At 33.5% G+C, this 22,704-nt stretch carries 13 protein-coding genes; 10 read left to right on the top strand and 3 right to left on the bottom strand.

Annotated elements, in window-relative coordinates; all coding sequences use genetic code 11:
- Positions 1-36 precede the first annotated feature (36 nt).
- Entirely contained in the window at positions 37-2,907 is a 2,871-nt protein-coding gene (locus EV144_RS07820; protein ID WP_134147747.1) for a triple tyrosine motif-containing protein, read from the bottom strand.
- Positions 2,908-3,252: 345 nt separating this feature from the next.
- Here EV144_RS07820 and EV144_RS07815 point away from each other — a divergent pair, with 345 nt between their 5' ends.
- The 9 genes from EV144_RS07815 to EV144_RS07775 all read left to right on the top strand — a co-directional run bounded on the left by EV144_RS07815 (position 3,253) and on the right by EV144_RS07775 (position 18,941).
- Positions 3,253-6,369, top strand: a complete 3,117-nt coding sequence (locus EV144_RS07815) for a SusC/RagA family TonB-linked outer membrane protein (protein ID WP_134147745.1) — start codon at positions 3,253-3,255, stop codon at positions 6,367-6,369.
- Between the two features lie 13 nt (positions 6,370-6,382).
- A complete protein-coding gene (locus tag EV144_RS07810; protein ID WP_134147743.1) occupies positions 6,383-7,891 on the top strand; it encodes a RagB/SusD family nutrient uptake outer membrane protein in 1,509 nt (502 codons plus the stop codon).
- Positions 7,892-8,056: 165 nt separating this feature from the next.
- Positions 8,057-9,511: a glycoside hydrolase family 30 protein gene (locus tag EV144_RS07805; RefSeq protein WP_134147741.1), complete on the top strand. Its 1,455-nt coding sequence runs from the start codon at positions 8,057-8,059 to the stop codon at positions 9,509-9,511.
- A 96-nt stretch (positions 9,512-9,607) separates the two neighbouring features.
- The gene (locus EV144_RS07800) at positions 9,608-11,074 is read left to right on the top strand and encodes a glycoside hydrolase family 30 protein (protein WP_134147739.1); all 1,467 of its coding nucleotides are present in this window, start codon (positions 9,608-9,610) and stop codon (positions 11,072-11,074) included.
- A gap of 27 nt (positions 11,075-11,101) precedes the next feature.
- Complete coding sequence (locus EV144_RS07795) at positions 11,102-12,568, top strand: glycoside hydrolase family 30 protein (protein ID WP_134147737.1); 1,467 nt, start codon at positions 11,102-11,104, stop codon at positions 12,566-12,568.
- Positions 12,569-12,599: 31 nt separating this feature from the next.
- Positions 12,600-14,345 (top strand): cellulase family glycosylhydrolase, encoded by a 1,746-nt coding sequence (locus EV144_RS07790; protein ID WP_134147735.1) that lies wholly within the window; start codon positions 12,600-12,602, stop codon positions 14,343-14,345.
- Positions 14,346-14,439: 94 nt separating this feature from the next.
- A complete protein-coding gene (locus EV144_RS07785; protein WP_134147733.1) occupies positions 14,440-15,279 on the top strand; it encodes an endonuclease/exonuclease/phosphatase family protein in 840 nt (279 codons plus the stop codon).
- Position 15,280: 1 nt separating this feature from the next.
- On the top strand, positions 15,281-16,705 hold the full coding sequence (locus EV144_RS07780) for a glycoside hydrolase family 30 protein (RefSeq protein WP_134147731.1): 1,425 nt from the start codon (positions 15,281-15,283) through the stop codon (positions 16,703-16,705).
- A gap of 13 nt (positions 16,706-16,718) precedes the next feature.
- Positions 16,719-18,941, top strand: a complete 2,223-nt coding sequence (locus tag EV144_RS07775; RefSeq protein ID WP_134147729.1) for a glycoside hydrolase family 3 N-terminal domain-containing protein — start codon at positions 16,719-16,721, stop codon at positions 18,939-18,941.
- Positions 18,942-19,022: 81 nt separating this feature from the next.
- On the opposite strand, the gene EV144_RS07770 is transcribed toward EV144_RS07775, so the two are convergent.
- Entirely contained in the window at positions 19,023-21,044 is a 2,022-nt protein-coding gene (locus EV144_RS07770) for a DUF3857 domain-containing protein (protein WP_134147728.1), read from the bottom strand.
- 318 nt (positions 21,045-21,362) lie between these two features.
- Positions 21,363-21,620, bottom strand: a complete 258-nt coding sequence (locus EV144_RS07765) for a hypothetical protein (protein WP_134147726.1) — start codon at positions 21,618-21,620, stop codon at positions 21,363-21,365.
- 315 nt (positions 21,621-21,935) lie between these two features.
- Here EV144_RS07765 and EV144_RS07760 point away from each other — a divergent pair, with 315 nt between their 5' ends.
- Positions 21,936-22,691, top strand: coding sequence for an NUDIX hydrolase (locus tag EV144_RS07760; RefSeq protein ID WP_134147724.1), 756 nt, complete (start codon positions 21,936-21,938; stop codon positions 22,689-22,691).
- Positions 22,692-22,704 lie beyond the last annotated feature (13 nt).

Here is a 22,704-nt window from a genome sequence, read left to right as displayed (position 1 = left end):
GCCATTCGCTGTAACGAATGGCTTTTTTTGTTTTCTCTAAATGCTCATTAAGAATCCGATTAAGTTTTCTTTTTTATTTAAACCAAGTTTCTTTCTTAAACGGTATCTTGCTAATTCAACTCCTCCGGTCGAAATATTCATGATTTCGGCAATTTCTTTCGTGGACATATTCATTAACAGATAAGTCGATAAATCGAGCTCACGCGGTGAAATAGTTGGGTATTTTTCCTTTAGACGTTTGAGGTATTCAAAATGCACGTTTTTGATGTGTTTTTCTAAATCTTTCCAGCTTTTATCTGTATTTACTTCTTTTACAATACTCTTGTTTAGTTTACTTACTTGAAACTTGGTTGAGTCGTCTAATGCTTCAACATCAATTTCTTTTAGTTTATGAATAATTCCGTTTAGAATTTTATTTTTCTTTACAACCTGCAGGGAATTATTAACTAGTTCTTTGTCCTTTGCAAGAATTTTGATCTGTAACTTGTCATTTTTTAATTTTTCAATTTCTTTTTCCAAGTCATATTGCTCCTGTCTGATTCTGGATTCTTTTTCCAGATAAAGTCTTCTTTGTTCTATAGTTTCATAATATTTGTTTTTTCGAATCTTCATTTTTATTCGATTCGAAACGACATAAATACCGATGATAAAAAATATAAAATAAATCATTAAAGCTAAAAAATGCCTATACCAAGGCGGAGAAACTACAAAAGAAAGTTGTGAGGGTTCTGATTGGATTCCGTAACTATTCCTAACCTTTACATTCATTGTATAATCGCCTTCGCGAAGGTTTGTGTACTCTTTAATTGAAATATTCGACCAATTGCTCCATTTATCATCAAAAGGCTCTAATTGATAAGAAAATTGTACGTTTTCCAGGTTTTCATATGTTGGAGAAGAAAATGTAAAACGAACATGGTTTGACGAATATGGAATTCTGATATTTTCTGTTTTCTTTTGATTGTTGGCAAGAACAATGGTGTCGCCCGGAAAAGAGAAACTGCGAATAAAAGCTTTTGGTTTAGTCACAAAATTATTTAAGAATTCAGAATCATAATGTGCCAAACCATCTGTTAATCCAATAAAAATATTTTTAGGATCAATTGTGTTTACAGACAAATAATTGCTAACCAGATTGCCGGTTAAATTTGAAAATGGCGCGACAACGTTTCTATATCTATTATTTTGTTTCATTAAAACTCCCAGAGATTCATCAAAAGCATACCATAAATTGGATTGCGAATCTTGGCTTAATGCATTAATTACAGGAATATTTTTAAAAAGATTGCTTAAGTTTTTGTCTTCATAAAACAAATCCTGTTCATTGGAGTATTTATAAAAGTGATTATGGGTTTGAAAATAAATTTTATTATCAATTTGCTGAATGCTTCCGATATTTTTAAATTGCGAGGTAAGCTGATTTATTTTTTTTATTGAAGCAAATCGTGATAAATCATCACTAAGTAACATTCTGTACAAAGATTCGTCTTTTTTGAGCCATAAATAAGTTTCATCAAGCTCAAAACTATTAGAAGATTTGTCAAATCCCGAAACTTGATTTTTAAAAACCAGACCGTTTGCTGTTTTCTGGAAAATTGCAAATCCATCATAATTTGATCCTATAAAAAAACCGGGATGATTAGGGATTTTTTTAAAGCCAAAATATCCTTTAGAATCTATTATATTGGTTACTTTTCCTCCTTTTATAACCAAAGCACCGCGGTTATTTGCGCAAATAAGTTCATTGTCTACAACTTGTACGTTCCAGGATTGAGCTGTTGTGCCTTCTACAAGTTTAAAAACATCTTCTTTAAAACTATTATTCCAGGCATGATAAAAAACACCTTGGTTTGTGGCTACATATAAATTACCCTCATGAATAACTGAGGCGTATACAGTACTAATATCGTAACTAAAGCCAAAATAAGTAAATGGAGAGCTTTCGTTGACAAATGCGATACCGTTGTCGAGTCCAAGCCAAAGATTGTTTTTATTGTCTATAAAAGAGGTTAAAACAGTGTTGTTCTGCAGTCCTTTCTTCTGATTGATGTGCTGAATTATTTTTCCGTTAAAATCACAAATAATAATACCGTCCAAAACGGAGTTTAAAACGACAAATTTATTGTTGATGATTTCGCCCCCAAGCGAGTTATTTTTTTTGACAAAATTATTTGCATCAGTATTCCACGGTTTTACGGTATTGTTTTCATAAGTAAACAAACCTTTTTCTAATGTTATAATTAAGATTTTGTCTTTTGCGATAGGATACATTCCCCATACCTCTGTGTTATTAAGGCTGGTTGTATTTGGTAATGTGTATAATTTACCATTTCGATATTCCAAAATTCCTTTCTGTATATCTTGTAAATAAAGTTTGTTGTTTACTACAAATGAAAACTGAAAACGTTTTGGTGCTTTTAGAATGGATAATTTCCCATTTTTAAAAATATATGCTCTTGCAAAAGATTGAAAAACGATTTGATTATTAAAAGAATGAATTTTCCAAATGAAATCAATGATTTTGATTTTGCTCTTATCTACATACTTGGATAATGATGTGTATTTAAGCTTTCCCTTATGATCAGGAAGGAAATAACCAAATTCATTATATCCTCCAACAAAGATTTTTCCTGAATCATCAATTTTTAGACATCTAACAGAAGTTAAATTTGGGAGTGGAAATTTTTTCCATGACGATCCGTCAAACTGTAAAAGGCCACTATTGTTGGCAAAATATAAATTTCCATTCTTATCTTGATTAATATTCCAATTTTGAGTGCCTCCTCTGTATTCGTTTCGCTTGTAATTTCTTACATCCGGAAGTCCTATGTCTTTTACCTGTCCGAAAAATGTAATTGTGAATAATGTAAAAAAAGTAATATAAAAATATGATTTTATCAATTTCATAATTTTTTTTATTTGTTTTGGTTTTGGGGTGTTAACTTCTTTGTTTGTAGTGTTTTAGAGTGGTTTTCTCTCTACTATCTCGATGTAGAAGCATGTTTTTTTTATAAAAATAAGCATTCTTATATTAGTGTAGTGTTTATTTTTGTAATTAACATTTTAATAACATCGTTAAAATTATTTTTATTTTATTAAAAATCAGATATTTATAAAAATTTTGATGTGTTTTTGTAATGTATAAAAAATTACTTTGATGTGTTTTTGTAATGAAATTTAATTGCAAATAGTAAAATATTAACATTATTATTGCATCGAATTACTAATTAATTAACCAAAATTTTTAGAAAAATGAAATTAACAAAATTACTTATTTTTTGTGTTTCGTCTTTGTTATTCTCGGTTATGGCTGTGGCTCAGGATGTCACAGTAAATGGGATGATAAATGATGAAAGTGGGATGCCAGTTCCAGGTGCAACTGTATTATTAAAAGGTACAACTAAAGCTGCGGCGTCAGATTTTGATGGAAAATTCCAAATACAAGTACCTTCAAACGGAACTTTAGTAGTAACTTTTATAGGTTATACTACAGTTAGTGAAGCTGTAAATGGAAGAACAAAAATCAACATTCAACTAAAACCAGAATCTCAATCATTAAATGAAGTTGTGGTAGTTGGATACGGAACTCAAAAGAAATCAGTAGTTACTGGAGCAATTTCTAGTGTAAAGGCTGCTGATCTAGAGAAAGTTCCAAACGGACGTGTTGAGCAAGCTTTACAAGGTCGTACTGCAGGTGTTAATGTAGCTGCTACTTCTGGACAGCCAGGCTCAGCTTCAAAAGTTCGTATTAGAGGTATAACTACTTTCAGAGAAGGTGGAAATGATCCGTTATGGGTTATAGATGGTATTGCTGTAGATGCAGGTGCAATTGGTTTTATTAACCAATCAGATATTGAGTCTATTGAAGTCCTTAAAGATGCTGCTTCTGCTGCAATCTACGGTACTCGTGCTGCAACAGGGGTTATCTTGGTTACAACTAAAAAAGGTAAATCTGGAAAAATCTCTGTAAACTATAATGGTTTTGCTGGTACTTCTGCACCAGCTAAGACATTAGATTTGCTGAATGCTCAACAGTATGCAACAGTAATGAATGAAAAATCAGTTAATGATGGCGGAGCTATAAAATATACTCCTGCACAAATTAGCGCATTAGGTAATGGTACTGACTGGCAGAAAGCAATTTTCAATAATTCAGCTTTCAGATACACGCACGAATTGAGTATTAGCGGGGGTGGAGATAAATCTACTTTTTATGCTTCTTTTGGTTTACAAGATCAGGAAGGTATTGTTACAACAGATATTTCTAATTATACAAAGAAAAATTTCCGTTTAAACTCTACACATAAAATCTCGAATTATTTTACGTTTGGTGAGACTTTTGGTTACACACACCAAAAATCAAGTAGTTTAGGAAATACTAACAGTGAGTTTGGAGGGCCATTAAGTTCTGCAATTAACTTAGATCCGCTTACTCCATTAGTTGTTACAGATCCAGCGGTAGCTAGTACAGGTTTCTACACAAACCCAAATGTGGTTAGAGACGGAAATGGAAATCCTTACGGAATTTCTTCTTTAGTACAACAAGAAATGACAAACCCTCTAGCTTATACTCAAACAAGATTAGGGGCTTACAACTGGTCTGATGATTTTGTTGGTAATGCTTATTTAGAGGCTAATATTACAAGCCACTTAAAATTCAGAACTACACTTGGAGGTAAGTTGTCATACTGGGGAAGTGAAGCTTTTACACCTGTTTTCTTCTTAAATCCAAACATGAAAGCGGATAAAAATAACTTTAACCAAAACAATGAAAAATCATTTGCTTGGACTCTTGAAAATATCTTGACGTACAGCAATAAATTTGGAAATCATAGTGTAAATGTATTAGCAGGTCAAGGTGCTTATGTTGAGAATATCGGAACTGTTGTAAATACAACAATGTTCGGACTTCCAATAACAAGTTATAAAGATGCTTCTTGGAACTTTAACATTCCTCAAACAGATAGATCAACAAATACAGAGGATAAAATTGAGCACAAATTAGCTTCATTGTTCTTACGTGCGAATTACGATTACATGGAGAAATATCTTTTCACAGGAATTATTCGTCGTGATGGATCAACTCGTTTTGGAGAAAATAAAAAATGGGGAGTTTTCCCTTCATTCTCTTTAGGATGGGTAATTTCAAAAGAAGGTTTCTGGAAAGAAAATGATGTAGTTAATTCTTTAAAACTACGTGGAGGTTATGGAGTTGTTGGAAATGATAATATCGATGACTTTAAATACAGAGGTTTAGTTGTTGGAGGATATAATTATTCTACTGGAAATTTAGGAGACATTACAACAGGTTATGGTAACTCAACTTTACCTAATGCAGATTTAGGATGGGAAGAAACATCTCAAACTACAATTGGTCTTGATACAAAACTTTTTAGTGATTTTAATCTTACTCTTGATTACTACAAGAAAAAAACTACAGGAATTTTAAGAAACGTTGTTATTCCTGGATATGTAGGAGTTGTTGATGCGCCTTCTGCAAACGTTGCTGATATGAATAACAGTGGTTTTGAGGTTGAATTAGGATACAAGAAAAAACTTGGAGATTTTAATTTAGGAGTTAACGCTAACGTTGCTTACTTGAAAAATGAAATCACTTATGTAGGTTCGTCTACTAACTACATTGTTGGAGATGCTAGTTTTCAATCTATGGGACCTGTTACAAGAACAGAAGTTGGTCATTCATTCAATGAATTCTACGGATTTAAAACTGCTGGAATTTTCCAAAATGCAGCTGAAGTTGCAGCTTACAAAAATGCGGCAGGAAATTTAATTCAGCCAAATGCTAGACCTGGAGATTTCCGTTGGGTAGATGCAGATGGTGACGGTTCTATTACAGATGCTGATAAAGGATACTTAGGAACAAATATCCCTAAATATACTTTTGGTCTTACAATTAACTTAGATTACAAAAACTTTGATTTCATGGCATTTGCTCAAGGAGCAGCTGGAAGTAAAATTTTCCAAGGTTTAAGAAGACTAGATGTATTAAATGCAAATTATCAGACAGATGCTTTAGATCGTTGGCATGGAGAAGGAACATCTAATGATTATCCTAGATTAACAAACAATGATCCGAACAAAAACTACACTAATATGTCTGATTTTTATCTTGAAAGTGGCAATTACGCGCGTTTAAAAATTGTTCAAGTTGGATATACATTACCAGCTAACTTATCATCTAAAATTGGTTCAGATAAAATTCGTTTTTACTTAACTGGAGAAAATTTATTGACTTTTACAAAATACACAGGGTACGATCCTGAAATTGGAGGTCAAGTTTTTGGTGTAGATAAAGGAGTATATCCGCAAGCTAGATCTTTCCTATTAGGAGCTAACGTTCAATTCTAAAAATTAAAAAATTATGAAAACTAAAAATTTTAAATATATATGTGCCGCTGTTGCAATGGCTATTATGGGATCTTGTTCTGAAGATTTTGTAACCATTAATCCAGAAGGAAAATTTGACTCGAGCATCTACTTTTCTAACGAACAACAATGTTATGCTGCTTTAATTGGAACTTATGATCCATTAAGAAAAAACACTGGTGGTTTTGAAAATTTAGTAGCAATGTTAAACGCTGGTTCTGATGATTTTTATGCTGGTGGAGGTAGTTCTACAGATGGAAACGGAATTCAAAACTTCTCAACGCACTCACTTACTTCAATTAACATTCCTGGTAGTTTCTGGAATGATCATTATCAAGGTGTTGCAAGAGCAAATATGTTGATTTCAAAACTTCCTGCAGCAACAATGAGTGATGCGGTAAGATCAAGATTTACAGCTGAAGCTAAAGCACTACGTGCATTTTACTACTTCAATTTAGTAAGATTGTTTAAAAATATTCCTTTGGTACTTGAGCCTTTAACAACTCAGACAATTTATGATCCTGAGCAAGTAGCACCAGAAGTGATTTATGCACAGATTGAAAAAGATTTATTAGAAGCTATTCCTGCTCTTCCAAATACTGTTGTAGCTGCAACTGAGGCAGGAAGATTCAATAAAGGTGCTGTTCAAGCATTACTTGGAAAAGTATATTTATTTGAAGGTAAAAAACCAGAAGCCGCTGCAATTTTAGCACAAGTAAATGGTACGCCGGGAGCGACTAACCAATACGGAAATAAATTGCTTACAAACTTCAGTGATTTATGGGTTACTTCTAACAAGTTTAATGCAGAATCACTTATCGAAGTATCTCATAGTAGTGCAGGTAACACTGACTGGACTTTCTGGGGAGGTGGTAAAGACGAAGGTAACTCTTTAAACCAAATGGTTGGACCAAGAGGATATTCAAGACCAGCAGGATCTGATGCTGCTGACCTTCCTTCAGGATGGGCTTTCAATCCTATTACACAAAAATTATACGATGTAATCAAGACTGACCCAAGATTTGCAGCTACTGTTTATGATTTAAAAGCTTTAAAAGCGGCTGGTAAAGCAGATTATATTCCTGCTTATCAGGATACAGGTTATTTCTTGAATAAATATCTTCCAAGACAATCAGATGTTCGTACAGGTGGTGGTAACCAAGAGTTGAATTACAAACAAAACTCTTATGTTATCAGACTTGCAGATACTTACTTAATGGAAGCAGAAGCTTTAGGATCTGGTGCAAGAGCGCAAGCTTTACTTGATGCAGTAAGAGCTAGAGTTGGATTAAGTCCAGTTCCTGTAACATTAGCAGCTATTAAATTAGAAAGAAGAATGGAATTAGCTGGTGAAGGACATAGATTCTTTGACTTAGTAAGATGGGGAGATGCAGCTGCTGCATTATCTGACAGAGGTTTTGATGCAGGTACTGACGAGATTTTTCCAATACCATATACAGAGCTTAATGGTACTAAATTGAAACAAAACCCTCATTATCAATAAGAAATAAATAATAAAGTTTAAGTTAAGTTTAAGTTTGGTTGTAAATAGCCCATAATCATTATGAGTATGGGCTATTTTTAAATCCTTAAGCTATTAAAATGTGTTTTTTATAGATCGAGTGTCTTTAAAAAGCTCCAATTCAGAATTTAAATAATTAAGGAAAGAATGAGAAAAAATAGTTTAAAAGTTCTTTGTCTTTTGTTTTCAATAACAGCCTTGGCGCAACAACAGAAAACAAAAAAAGAATTCACAACCAATGGAAAAAAAGTAACGGTTTACACAACAGCAGAAAATTCAAATTTAAGATTAACAGCTACAGATAATTTGACTTTTTCAGCATCAAAACAACCTCTGGAAATAGAGTCGTCTGTTTTTGTAGAACCAGCTAAAAAATTTCAGACCTTTATGGGTATCGGTGGAGCTATTACAGATGCAAGTGCCGAAATATTTGCTAAACTTTCTAAAGAAAAACAAACAGAATTTTTAAACGCCTATTACGATAAACAAAAAGGAATTGGCTATTCTTTGCTAAGAACCACGATACAAAGTTCTGATTTTAGCAGTGGAAGCTACTCTTATATCGAAGAAGGAGATAAAGATTTAAAAACTTTTTCTATAGATCATGACAGACAATTTCGCCTTCCATTAATAAAGCAAGCCATAAAAACAGCAGGAGGAAAATTATTGACTTATGTTGCTCCATGGTCGCCAAACGCTTTTATGAAAAGCAATAAAAGTGTATTAAAAGGTGGTTTATTACTACCAGAATATTACCAGACTTGGGCAAACTTTTATGCCAAGTTTATAAAAGCATACGAGAAAGAAGGAATTCCAATTTGGGGAACTTCAACCCAAAACGAGCCAATGGCAGTTCAAACTTGGGAATCTTGCATTTATAGTGCTGAAGACGAAAGAGACTTCATTAAAAATTTCCTTGGCCCAACATTAAAAAAAGAAAACCTAGGAAATGTAAAAATCATTGCATGGGATCATAATCGTGATTTAATGAATTACCGTGCAAACGTAATTTACTCAGATCCGGAAGCTTCAAAATACGTTTGGGGAATGGGTTTTCACTGGTACGAAAACTGGTCTGGAGGCGCATCAATGTTTGATAACGTTGCCAAAGTAAATGAAGCTTATCCAGATAAAGGACTTTTGTTTACAGAAGGATGTGTAGAAAAATTTGATGCCAAAAAATACCAATTTTGGGGTAACGGAGAGCGTTATGGAATTTCTATGATCAACGATTTCAATAACGGAACTGCGGGATGGACTGATTGGAATATTCTTTTAGATCAAAACGGAGGACCTAACCATGTTGGTAATTTTTGTTTTGCACCAATTCATGCCGATACAACAACGGGAGAGCTAATTTATACGCCTTCTTATTATTACATCGGACATTTCTCAAAATTCATTCACCTAAATGCAAAAAGAGTTAGCACTGCAGTAAGCAGAAGCGCTTTGTTGAGTACATCATTTTTGAATACCGATGGTACAATGGCAACAATTGTAATGAATCAATCAGACAAAGAACTGGTTTATAATTTAATTATCGGTGCAGAAAAAACAGTAGTTAAAATTCCTGCACATGCAATACAAACGCTTGTTTATTAATATTTTGTAGTTAAGTAAAAATGAGGGTTAAGCGGAATCATCCTTTTAGCCCTCTATTTACTTTAAATTTAATTAAATCGATTTTTGAAAGAACCAATGAAAGCCACACCTAAAATTTTATTAATCCCAATATTAGTACTGCAGTTAAGTTGTTCTTCATCAAAAATTGCAAATAATAGTGCTGTTACAGCTTCTAAATCAAATCAAAAAATAGAAGTTTATACGACTGCCGAAAACACAAACTTAAGGTTGTCTTTGTCGAATAATTTAATCTCAAATACACCTTCACAACAAACAAAATCAACAGTAGCAATTACAATAGATGCTGAAAAAACAGATCAGACTTTCTTAGGAATCGGAGGCGCAATTACAGATGCAAGTGCCGAAGTATTTGCTAAATTATCTCCAAAAAAGCAACAAGAATTTCTAACTGCTTACTACGACGCAAACAAAGGAATTGGCTACACATTAGCCAGAACCAACATACATAGCTGTGATTTTAGCAGCGATAGTTATACCTACATTACAGAAGGAGATAAAGATCTCAAAACCTTTAGTATAGACCACGATCAAAAATACAGAATACCATTACTCAAAAAAGCAATTGAAACTGCCGGCGGAAAACTAACCTTATTTGTTAGTCCATGGAGTCCCCCAGCTTTCATGAAAGACAATAATGATATTTTACACGGCGGCGTTTTATTGCCTGAGTTTGCCCAGTCCTGGGCTAATTATTATGCTAAATTTATAAAAGCATACGAAAAAGAAGGAATACCAATTTGGGGATTAACCGTACAAAATGAACCAATGGCAAAACAGCGCTGGGAATCTTGTATTTATACTCCAGAAGCCGAAAGAGATTTTCTGAAAATCTTAGGCCCAACTTTAGAAAGAGAAGGACTCGGTTCTAAAAACATTATCATCTGGGATCACAATCGTGGCGATATGTTAGAAAAAAGGGCCAACTTGGTTTTCTCAGATCCAGAGGTTTCAAAATTTGTTTGGGGAATTGGATTTCACTGGTATGAAACATGGAACGGCGGAACTCCAAAATTTGAATCGGTTGGAAAAGTTCACGAAACATTCCCAAACAAAAATTTACTTTTTACAGAAGGCTGTATCGAGAAATTTGACGCGAAGAATTTTCAATTCTGGGGAAATGCAGAGCGCTACGGAATTAACATGATCAACGATTTTAATAACGGAACCGTTGGCTGGACAGATTGGAATATTCTTTTAGACCAAAACGGAGGTCCAAATCATGTTGGCAATTTTTGTTTCGCGCCGATACACGCAGATATTACAAAAGACGAATTGATCTATACACCGATGTATTATTATATCGGACATCTTTCAAAATTTATCAGGCCAAACGCCAAAAGAATAATCGAAACCACTACAGATAAAAGTTTATTAAGCACCTCTTTTAAAAACTCTGATGACAAAATAATTACCATTGTCATGAACCAATCAGATAAAGAGATTGTTTACAGCCTAATAAACAAAACATCAAAAACTACTATAACTATTCCAGCCCACGCTATACAGACAATTGTCTACTAGCAGTTCGGCCCACTAAAAACTATAAATATGAAATTCAGTTTAACCACCAACATAAAGACATTATTTTTTGCGGCTACAATATGCACGCAGCTAGGATGTTCTTCTTCAAACGATGCCGTTGATCCCGTTTTGCCACCAGTTGATCCTCCAGTAGCCGTTACAAATGATATTGAATCCTGGCTTACCAAATCGGATCAAAGTGTATTGTTGCAAAAACAAACTGAAATTTTAGGTTTTGGAACTACTTCTAATACATATCCAAATATAGAAGTTTCAGATTCTCAAAAATACCAAACCATAGACGGATTTGGCTACACTCTTACAGGCGGAAGCGCCGATATGATCAACCAATTAACAGCTGCAAAAAAAACTGCTTTATTGCAGGAATTATTTGGTTCTGGAGAAAATGCAATTGGTGTAAGTTATTTAAGAATTAGTATAGGAGCATCAGATCTGCATGCATCTACTTTTACCTATGATGATCTTGCAACAGGAGAAACCGATCTTGATCTGGCAAAATTTAGTCTTGCAAAAGACAAAAATGGTGTCATTTCGCTTTTAAAAGAAATATTAGCCATCAATCCAAAAATTCCAATTTTGGCAACCCCATGGACAGCGCCACTTTGGATGAAAGACAAAGACAGTTTTATAGGAGGTAAATTAAAACCGCAATATTATGACGTCTATGCTAAATATTTTGTCAAATACATTCAGGCGATGAAAGCAGAAGGTATTACAATAGATGCTGTTACACCTCAAAACGAACCTCTTCATGACGGAAATAATCCGAGTATGTATATGGCAGCAGCAGATCAGACAGAATTTATAAAAACAAATTTAGGTCCAGCTTTAAAAGCAGCCGGTCTTTCAACAAAAATTATAGCGTACGATCATAACTGTGACAATCCAAATTATCCAAAAGAAGTTTTAGCAAATGCCGGAGCGTTTCCATTTGTAGACGGTTCTGCATTTCATTTATATTCTGGAAATATCAGCGCGCTGAGTGATGTATATAATGCATATCCGACTAAAAATGTTTATTTCACAGAACAATTTACAGCTTCTACAGGAGATTTTGGAGGAGATTTAAAATGGCATCTTAAAAATGTAATTATTGGTTCGATGCGTAACTACAGCAAAAATGCATTAGAATGGAATGTAGCCAACAATGCTTCTTTCGAACCTCACACACAAGGCGGATGCACCACTTGCAAAGGCGCAATCACGATTACATCAGCAGACAATTTTCAGAGAAATGTGGCGTATTATATTATTGCTCATGCTTCTAAATTTGTTCCAATGGGATCCATTCGTATTAGCAGTAACATAAGCGGAAATTTACAAAATGTTGCCTTTATTACACCAACAGGATCGAAAGTTCTAATTGTTGAAAATGATGGATCAGATACACAATATTTCAACATCAAATACAATAATAAATGGGCAGCAGTTTCTCTAGGCGGAGGATCTGTAGCAACCTATACTTGGAAGTAAAAGTAATTATTAAAAAAAGGTATTTCTTGATATGAAAAAAATATTAATCACTATACAGCTTTTGGTTTCGGTTGCTTCTTTTGGGCAGGGATTTCTGCATAGAGACGGGCAAAAAATTGTAGACGGAAATGGCAAAAACGTAATATTAAGAGGTCTTGGTCTTGGCGGATGGATGGTGCAGGAAGGATATATGATACAGACACAGCCATTTGCAAGTCCGCAATATCAGATCAAACAAAAAATTCAAGACGTAATAGGCGAGCAGGGAACAAAGGAATTTTATGCAGCATACAAAGCAAACGGAATTACAAAACGTGATGTCGATTCTCTTGCAGCTTGGGGCTTCAATTCGCTTCGTTTGCCAATGCACTACAATTTATACACACCGCCAATAGAACAAGAAAAGAATGGTGAAATCACTTGGATAGAAGAAGGTTTTACCATGACCGATAACTTGGTAAAATGGTGTGCAGAAAACAAAATCTATCTTATTTTAGATTTGCATGCTACGCCAGGCGGACAAGGAAATGATGCCGCAATTTCGGATTTTGATACCACAAAACCATCGCTTTGGCAAAGTGAAGCCAATCAGAAAAAAATGATTGCTTTATGGAAAAAATTAGCTTCAAGATATAGAGATAATCCTTGGATTGGTGGTTACGATATCATAAACGAACCCAACTGGAATTTTACAGGAACAAATAAAAATGGCTGTGACGAAAACTCAAACGGACCTTTGAGAGATTTGATGGTTGCCATTACAAAAGCAATTCGTGAAGTAGATACCAACCACATGGTAATTATTGAAGGAAACTGCTGGGGAAATAATTACAACGGAATTTTTCCTTTATGGGATGAAAATATGGCGTTGAGTTTTCATAAATATTGGAATCACAATGACAAAGAATCGATCCAGAAAATGTTGGATTACAGAACACAATATAACGTTCCTATTTGGTTAGGAGAAAGCGGCGAAAACTCTAATGTTTGGTTTAAAGACGCCCTTACACTTATGGAAACCAACAATATTGGCTGGGCTTTCTGGCCAATGAAAAAAATCGAAAATATTGCAGGAGTAACCTCAGTAACCAAAATTCCGGAATATGATGTTTTATTGAAATACTGGAAAGACGGCGGTCAAAAACCAACTCCGGAATTTGCAAAAAAGACTTTGATGAAAATGGCCGATAATTACAAAATGGAAAACGTAACCGTAAAACCAGATGTAATAGACGCCATGTTTAGACAAGTGCAAACCAATGATACAAAACCTTATAAAAAACATAGTATTCCCGGAAAGATTGCTGCAACACAATACGATTTAGGAACAAACGGTTACGCCTATTCAGATACAGATTTTGTAAACTACAGAGTAGCAACAGGAAAATTTGACGAATGGAACAAAGGTAATACCATGAGAAATGACGGAGTTGATATTCTGCCATGCAAAGATTCAGGATCAAACGGATATCAGGTTTCCTTTATTGAAGACGGCGAATGGCTGCAATTTACTGTTGAAGTTTCAAAACAAAATAAATATCAGGTTGCAATTCGTTATTCAAGTGATGCTGAAGCAAAACTTCATCTAGAAATTGAAAACGGAATAAAATCAGAAACAATTGTTCTTCCGGCAACCAAAGGATGGAAAACAGCAATTTTATCTGGAGTTGAACTAAAAGCCGAAACAAATAAAATCAAAGTAGTTTTTGACAAAGGCGGTTTGAATCTGAATTATTTAGATTTTTCAGAAAGTAAAAAAGCCAATTCAAAAAAGTAATCTAAAGAGTCTATAATTAATTAAAACATTTAAATAAGTTTTTTCCGATAAAGTCGCAGAAATACTAGCTTTGCCGAAACAAAATTTTTTAAAGATGAAAAACATAAGTAGAATTGTTTTAGTAATACTATTGCTTTTAAGCAGTGGTTTATTTTATGGTCAAAATTTAAAAATTATGACTTATAATATTCGTTTGGATGTTGCTTCAGATGGCGAAAATGCATGGCCAAACCGAAAAGATTATTTTACAGATCAAATACAATTTTACAGTCCGGATATTTTTGGAGTTCAGGAAGCAACACCAAATCAGGTAATTAATATTGCTTCGGCATTGCCAGATTATAACAAATTTGGAATAGGAAGAGAAGAAAAAGGCGAAGGAGAAGCTTGTACGATTTATTATAAAAAAGATCGTTTTAAAGTAGAACAAAGCAATACATTTTGGCTTTCAGAAACACCAAATGTGGTTTCAAGAGGTTGGGATGCAGCGTGTAACAGAGTTTGTACCTATGGTCTTTTTAAAGATTTAAAAACAAAGAAATTATTTTGGGTTTTTAATGTTCATCTGGATCATATGGGGAATGAAGCAAGAGTAAAAGGAGTACAGCTGATACTTTCTAAAATGAAAGAAATGAACACCAAAAATTACCCGGCATTTTTAATGGGAGATTTTAACTCAGAACCTCAAACCACACAAATTTCCGAAGTCAAAAAAGTAATGGATGACACCAGAGAAGTATCGAAAGAAAAACCTTTTGGCCCATCAGGAACATTTAACGGATTCAGACATAATGAGCCTGTTACGTTATTAATAGACTATATTTTTATTTCTAAAAATAGTGGTCTAACCGTAAAAAAACATGCAGTTTTAAGTGATTCAAAAGATTTAAAATATCCATCGGATCATTTACCTGTCTTAATAGAAATAGATTAAAATGAAAAACATCAACAAAAAACTTCAAATTTTAATTTTACTGCCGCTTATCGCAGTACAAATAAAATGCGGTACTTCAAAAAATGCAGTAAGCGCTTCAAATAAAGCTGAAGCTTGGGTTACAGCATCAGACGAATCTTCGCTACTTAAAAAACAGGATGATTTGGTTTTTAATACCCAAACCAATTCAAACCAAACCATTACAGTAGACACTTCTCAAAAATTTCAAACCATAGAAGGTTTTGGATTTTCTCTAACAGGAGGAAGTGCTCAAACGATCTTAAAACTAGACAAAGACAAAAAAGAAGCCTTGCTTCAGGAATTGTTTTCTAGAAAAAATGACGCGATTGGTTTGAGTTATCTGCGTATTAGTATTGGAGCTTCAGATTTGAATGAAAAGGTTTTTTCGTATGATGATATGCCAGAAGGCCAAACCGATTTAACGCTGGAACATTTTAATCTTGGTCCGGATCTAAATGATGTTGTGCCGGTTTTAAAAGAAATTTTAGCCATAAATCCAAACATAAAAATTATGGGTTCTCCGTGGTCGCCACCAGTTTGGATGAAAGACAATGGAAGCACTAAAGGCGGCAGCTTACAGCCAAAATACTATGAAGTTTATGCCCAATATTTTGTAAAATACATTCAGGCAATGAAAGCGCAAGGAATTACAATCGATGCCATTACGCCTCAAAACGAACCATTGCATCCGGGAAATAACCCGAGTTTATTAATGCTGGCAGAACAGCAGGCAGACTTTATTGCAAATAATTTAGGTCCCGCTTTCGCAAAAGCAAAAATCAAAACCAAAATCATCGTTTACGATCACAACTGCAACAAACCAGAATACCCTCTAACGATTTTAAACAATCCAAAAGCACTTCCGTTTGTAACAGGTTCAGCTTTTCATTTATACGAAGGAGATATCAGCGCGCTTTCAAAAGTGCACGATGCATTTCCAAACAAAGATTTATATTTTACAGAACAATATACAGGATCAAAAAATAGTTTTGAGAATGATTTAAGATGGAGCGTAAAAAATGTAGTAATTGGTTCTATGCGTAACTGGAGTAAAAATGCACTTTCGTGGGGATTGGCAAACGATGAATTCTATAAACCTTTTACACCAGGCGGTTGTTCTACTTGTAAAGGAGCTTTAATGATCGATCAAAACCAAAATATAAAAAGAGAAGTAGGTTACTATATTATTGGTCACGCCTCAAAATTTGTTCCAGAAGGATCCGTTAGAATAGGCAGTAATATAAGCGGGAATTTATATAATGCAGCCTTTAAAACACCATCTGGACAAATTGTTCTAATTGTAGAAAATGATGGAACTGAAGCAGAAACATTCAATATAAAATACAATCAAAAACAAATTTCAACTACATTAAATGCAGGTTCAGTAGCAACTTACGTTTGGTAACAACACTAATTTCATGAAAAAAATAACCACTTTTACCTTGTTGCTGGTATCGTTTATAGCGGTAGCACAGCAGGAAACAATAGATCAGAAAGTAAATGCGCTATTGAAAAAAATGACTATTGAAGAAAAAATTGGTCAGCTTAATCAATACACAGGAGACAATCAGGCAACTGGACCTATTACCATAAATCCGAACAAACAAACTGAAATCAAACAAGGTTTAATTGGTTCAATGCTGAATATCATTGGAACAAAATATACCAGACAATATCAGGAATTGGCAATGCAGTCACGCCTTAAAATTCCGTTGTTATTTGGTCAGGATGTTATTCACGGTTATAAAACAACATTTCCAATTCCGTTAGCCGAAGCAGCAAGCTGGGATTTAGCAGCTATTGAATTAGCAGCTAGAGTTGCCGCTACAGAAGCTTCTGCAAGCGGTATTCACTGGACATTTGCACCAATGGTAGATATTAGCCGTGACCCGCGTTGGGGAAGAGTGATGGAAGGAGCAGGAGAAGATACCTATCTTGGTTCTCAAATTGCTTATGCAAGAGTAAAAGGATTTCAAGGAAATAAATTAGGCGATTTAAATTCTGTAATGGCCTGCGTAAAACACTTTGCAGCGTATGGAGCAGCAGTTGGCGGTAGAGATTACAACTCTGTAGATATGAGCGAGAGAATGCTTCTAGAAACGTATCTGCCACCTTTTAAAGCGGCTTTAGACGCCGGAGCAGCAACGTTTATGAATTCTTTTAATGATTTAAACGGAATTCCTGCTACTGCAAATGAGCACTTACAAAGAGATATTCTAAAAGGAAAATGGAAATTTCAGGGATTTGTAGTTTCAGATTGGGGATCTATGGGAGAAATGGTTGCCCACGGTTATTCAAAAAACCTTAAAGAAGCAGCTTACGCATCGATTACCGCAGGAAGTGATATGGATATGGAAAGTAATGCGTATCGCTATAATTTAGCCGAATTAGTAAAAGATGGAAGAGTTTCTGTTGATCTAATTGATGATGCTGTAAAAAGAATTCTTCGTAAAAAATACGAGTTAGGTTTATTTGATGATCCTTATCGTTATTCTGACGAAAAAAGAGCAGAAAAAGTACTTAATAATCCAGAAAATAGAAAAGCTGCGCTAGAAGTTGCAGAAAAAAGTATCGTTTTATTAAAGAACGAAAACCAGACATTACCACTTTCTAAAAACCTAAAAACAATTGCTTTTATCGGACCAATGGTAAAAGAATACAAAGCAAATATGGGATTTTGGTCTGTAGAATTACCAAACGTAGATTACAACAAATGGGTAGTTTCGCAATGGGACGGTTTACAGAATAAAGTGGGTAAAAACACAAAATTACTTTACGCAAAAGGTTGTGAAGTAGAAGGTGATAATAAAGATGGTTTTGCAGAAGCTGTTGCAACCGCAAAACAAGCCGATGTGGTAATTTTGAGTATTGGAGAAAGACACGACATGAGCGGCGAAGCAAAAAGCCGAAGCGATCTTCATATTCCGGGAGTTCAGGAAGATTTAGTAAAAGCAGTTATGGCAACAGGAAAACCAGTTGTGGTTTTAGTAAATGCCGGAAGACCGCTTGTTTTTAATTGGACAGCAGACAATGTTCCTGCAATTGTATATACTTGGTGGTTAGGAACAGAAGCAGGAAATGCTATTGCTGATGTTTTATTTGGAGATTATAATCCGTCTGGAAAATTACCAATCACTTTCCCGAGAGAAGTAGGACAGATTCCGATTTATTACAATCATTTTAGTACAGGAAGACCTTCTGTAAATGAAAATAAAGTTTACAAATCTGCTTATATTGATTTGCCAACAACTCCAAAATTTGCATTTGGATACGGATTAAGTTATACTAAATTTGATTATACTGATTTGAAATTATCTTCGACTAAAATGAACAGTAATGAAACGATTAAAGTTTCTTTCAAATTATCAAATGTTGGTAAAGTTGCCGGAGAAGAAGTAGTACAATTATACTTAAAAGATAAATTTGGTTCTGTTGTAAGACCAATTTTAGAATTAAGAGATTTTCAGAAAGTGAAATTAAATGCCGGAGAATCTAAAACAATTGAATTTATAATCGACAAAGAAAAACTTTCTTTCTACAATAATAAATTAGAATGGACGGCAGAACCTGGTGATTTCGAAGTAATGATCGGAGCTTCTTCTGCAGATATTAAATTAAAATCTAATTTTGAATTAAATTAATTGCAATTTCTAAAATCGTGTAATTAAAATAAAAAGCGGAGCCTGAGGAGCTCCGCTTTTTTTATTTAGAAAAATTAATTCTTAGTTAAAACGTTTTTTAAAATTGAATTTTAGTTTATTCATAAAACCATCTTCAATAATATCAACCCCAATTCCGAAGTTACTGTCTGCCACATCGTGATGTGCATTTCTGAAATCTTCAAAATCTTTTTCTGGAATCTCTAAGTTCACCAAAGGTTTAAAATCAATATAAATCGTCCCTCCGTTTTTCGTGATTTTTTTACGACTGGTAAAATCAAAATACGGATTTTTGATCGTGCTTTCCTGAATCGTAAATTTCTCAGAAACATCTATCGTTTGATCTGTCTGAAGACTAATTTCATATCTTTCATTATCAAAATTATGCCAGAACGTAATGTCTTTATGCATAAAATCTCGTGCACTGTTCTTCACAATATTTCGATCAAAATACATTAAAAAACGGTTGTTTTTCGCATCCGTAAAATAAGCATTTTCAATAGTAGTTTTATATTCTACTTTAAATTCGTTCAGCTTTTTATCATCGCTGATAATCTCAATTGCAGCGTCTTTAAATATATTTCTAAGATCAGTTCCGTTTCTGTCATTCGAATAATTCAGCGTGTAAAAGAAGAAATTATTCCAACTGTCAATAATTTCTCTTTTGTTTGTATTCTTAAAATACTTGCGCATATTATTGGCACGATTTCCTTTGTATATTGTAGTTAATTTCAGTTTTCCAATATTATTCTGAACATTCACTTCCGATTTTTCATCCACACAATAATAAGAAAAACGATGTGGCTGTTTTATCTGTAATCCCAGATTTGGTTTAACTTCCAGATAATGCATGAAAAAGATAAAACCGCGATTTTCGATCAAACCAAATTCATCACGGGTTGTAGCGTCAACAAAATAACTTTCGCCATTATAATTAATCTTTACAATTACGTGATTAAAAGTCAGCAATGACGGTAAATAATATTTCATGTAAAAGTCAGTGTTGAAATTGACTAGAATAATAGAAGAATCAACACCAATATAATCTAAAACCACTTTGAGCAAAACCGATTTTGCTTTGCAATCTCCCTGCTTATTTTCATAAGTAATAGAAGGTTCCTGCGGTTTGTGGCCGTTCATCTCATCTGCATTGTAAATATAATTGATATGATTTTGCACATATTCTATAGCAAACTGCAGCTGTTCGTCTTTATTTGTAATTGCATCAAGTTTTTCTACCAAGTTTGGCGCAAATTCCTGCAATGAAGATTTAGTAAAAATCTCTTCGTAAATAGGATAAATATAATTCGACAAATCAATCCAGTTACTGTCTGTGGCAAAATCTATAAAAGGAGAAATTTCGCGATTCGTATCAACAAAATTGATATAATTTTCTTCATCAATTACAAACTCTTCGCCTTGTTTTAAATAACTGATTTCAGGTTCTAATACATTTCCGTCTGTATCTCTAAAAAAGGTTTTTTTGTAAGCAATTGTTTTTTGACGATCGTTTTTAAAAGTAAATTTATATTTTCCATAAGCCCAATAACTATCGGGACCAACCCAAACATATTTTAAAAATTCTTTGCGTAAAAAATCGCGCTCTGTAAAGATTTTAATTCTGGAATCTTCCATAATCAAAATATCATACAAGCGAAGATCTTTTATAGTCAGGTTAATTTTTTTGGTACTGTTTAAAACTCCACCGCCACTCTGGTTTTCATTATCTAGTATTTTAATTTTTGTGTCTGGAATTTTATCTACCAAAACCCCATCTCTCAAAACACTGATTCTGTGTATAACATACGTTTCATTTTCTTCCAGCACAATATCTACAACAGAAGCTCTTTCTAAATTCGAAGGTTCATTTAGTGTGTACGCCAAACAAGCATATTCGCTGTTTTCTTTGTCATTAGTATAATAGATTTTGTCTAAAAAATAGCAGTAATCGCGTCCTTCGTCAGCTTGTTTTTGCGAGAAATCAGATTCCTTAATATATTCTATAAGTTGGGCATCATCAATGTTACTGGCCCAATGTTCTGGTTTTTGAATTTTGTAATTTTCTAAATGTACGGCTTCTTCCATAGTTCGGCTTTTATTAGTAGTAAGTAAAATCTTTCGTCTCTAACAAAAATATAGAATTTTGCTAAAAATAAATACGATTAGATTAATTTTAATAGAAGTTCAGTTTTCTGGAAATAAACATTTCGTTATCTTGATTTATAAAGATTTAATCTTAGATAATGTAATAGAAAACCTAAAAAAAATGAGAAAGCCACAAAGGACAATTGAGTAAGGAGTAAACAATTTTTAAGAGACAAATTGTATAAAGTCTAAGGGAAATAAAAAGCCAGACAGAATAGCTTAAAGTTTAAAAACAGTAATGATTGGTAAAATTCTGAATTATTTTAAAACCGTATTTATAAAATCCATAGCGCCGATTCCTTTATAAGAAGCATACAAAGCTTTGTCAAAAGCTTCACGTTTTGCTTTTTTATCTTTTGCTTCAGTTTCAACAATCATTTGGTTGAAAATTTTTTCCTGTTCTTCGCTATATTTGATTGAAGCTTCTAAAAGATAAGTTTTAGAAACAAAACCAAAAGAAGTCCAGATTTTGGACCTAATTTTTTTATTGATATTTTTTAACGAATTGGTAATCATATCTCTGTCATTAACTATCTCGTTTCTCGCTTTTTTATAAACCGCTGCAAACCTAAGTTCATTTCGTAGTTTTATTCTTTCTTTTCAGTCGAATAATCACAATTTAGACCTTAAATGTGTTATTATGACGCAATGTACTTATTTTTTTGATTACTTTTTCATTTTAAATAAAAATTGTGATTTATACACTTGTGTTTTTTTTCAATTTTTAATTGGAAAAAAAGATGCAGCGATTCAAAAATCTAAACCTTAATTACAAAAAGTATTAAATTGCATATTCATTTCAGATCAGACTTGATAACTTAATAGTAGAGAATGTTAAAAGATATTATAGAAAACAATCAAAATTACCAGCCTGGGTTATCAATAGATTGTGTGATTTTTGGTTTTCATGACAATCAGCTAAAAGTTTTATTGAATAAAATTCCCGACAGTTTACAATGTTCATTGCCAGGAGGATTTATACCAATTGATCAGGATATTGATACCGCAGCAGTTACGGTTCTAAATACCCGAACTGGAGTTGAGGGCGTTTTTTTAAGGCAATTTGCGACTTTTGGAAAAATAAAAAGAAACGATCAGCATTTTGGAAAAGCAATTTTAGAGCGTCTTAATATAGACGAAGAAAAGGGAAAATGGCTTACACAGCGTTTTGTAACAATTGGATATTATGCCTTAGTTGATTTTTTAAAGATAATTCCAAATCCTGTAAATAAATACGAGGTCGCCGAGTGGATTGATCATAAAGAAGTGCCAGAACTTATTCTGGATCATAAAGAAATTTTAGATAAAGCCTTAGACACACTTCGAATAGAATTGAATTTAATGCCTGTTGGATATAATTTATTACCCGAAAAATTTACCATTCCAGAACTTCAGAAATTATACGAAACGATTTTGGATAAGAAGTTAGACAGAAGAAATTTTCTTAGAAAAATAACCAACATCGGAATCCTGACGAAACTCGACGAAAAGAAAAGTAATGTGGCGCACAAAGCACCAAATTTATATTCTTTTGATAAAGAAAAATACGATGAAGTCCTTAAAAATGGATTGAATCAAGGTTGGTAAAACATGGTTTAAA

The sequence above is a fragment of the Flavobacterium sp. 270 genome (assembly GCF_004368785.1).
Taxonomy (GTDB): domain Bacteria; phylum Bacteroidota; class Bacteroidia; order Flavobacteriales; family Flavobacteriaceae; genus Flavobacterium.
This window is presented reverse-complemented; position numbering and strand designations above follow the sequence as displayed.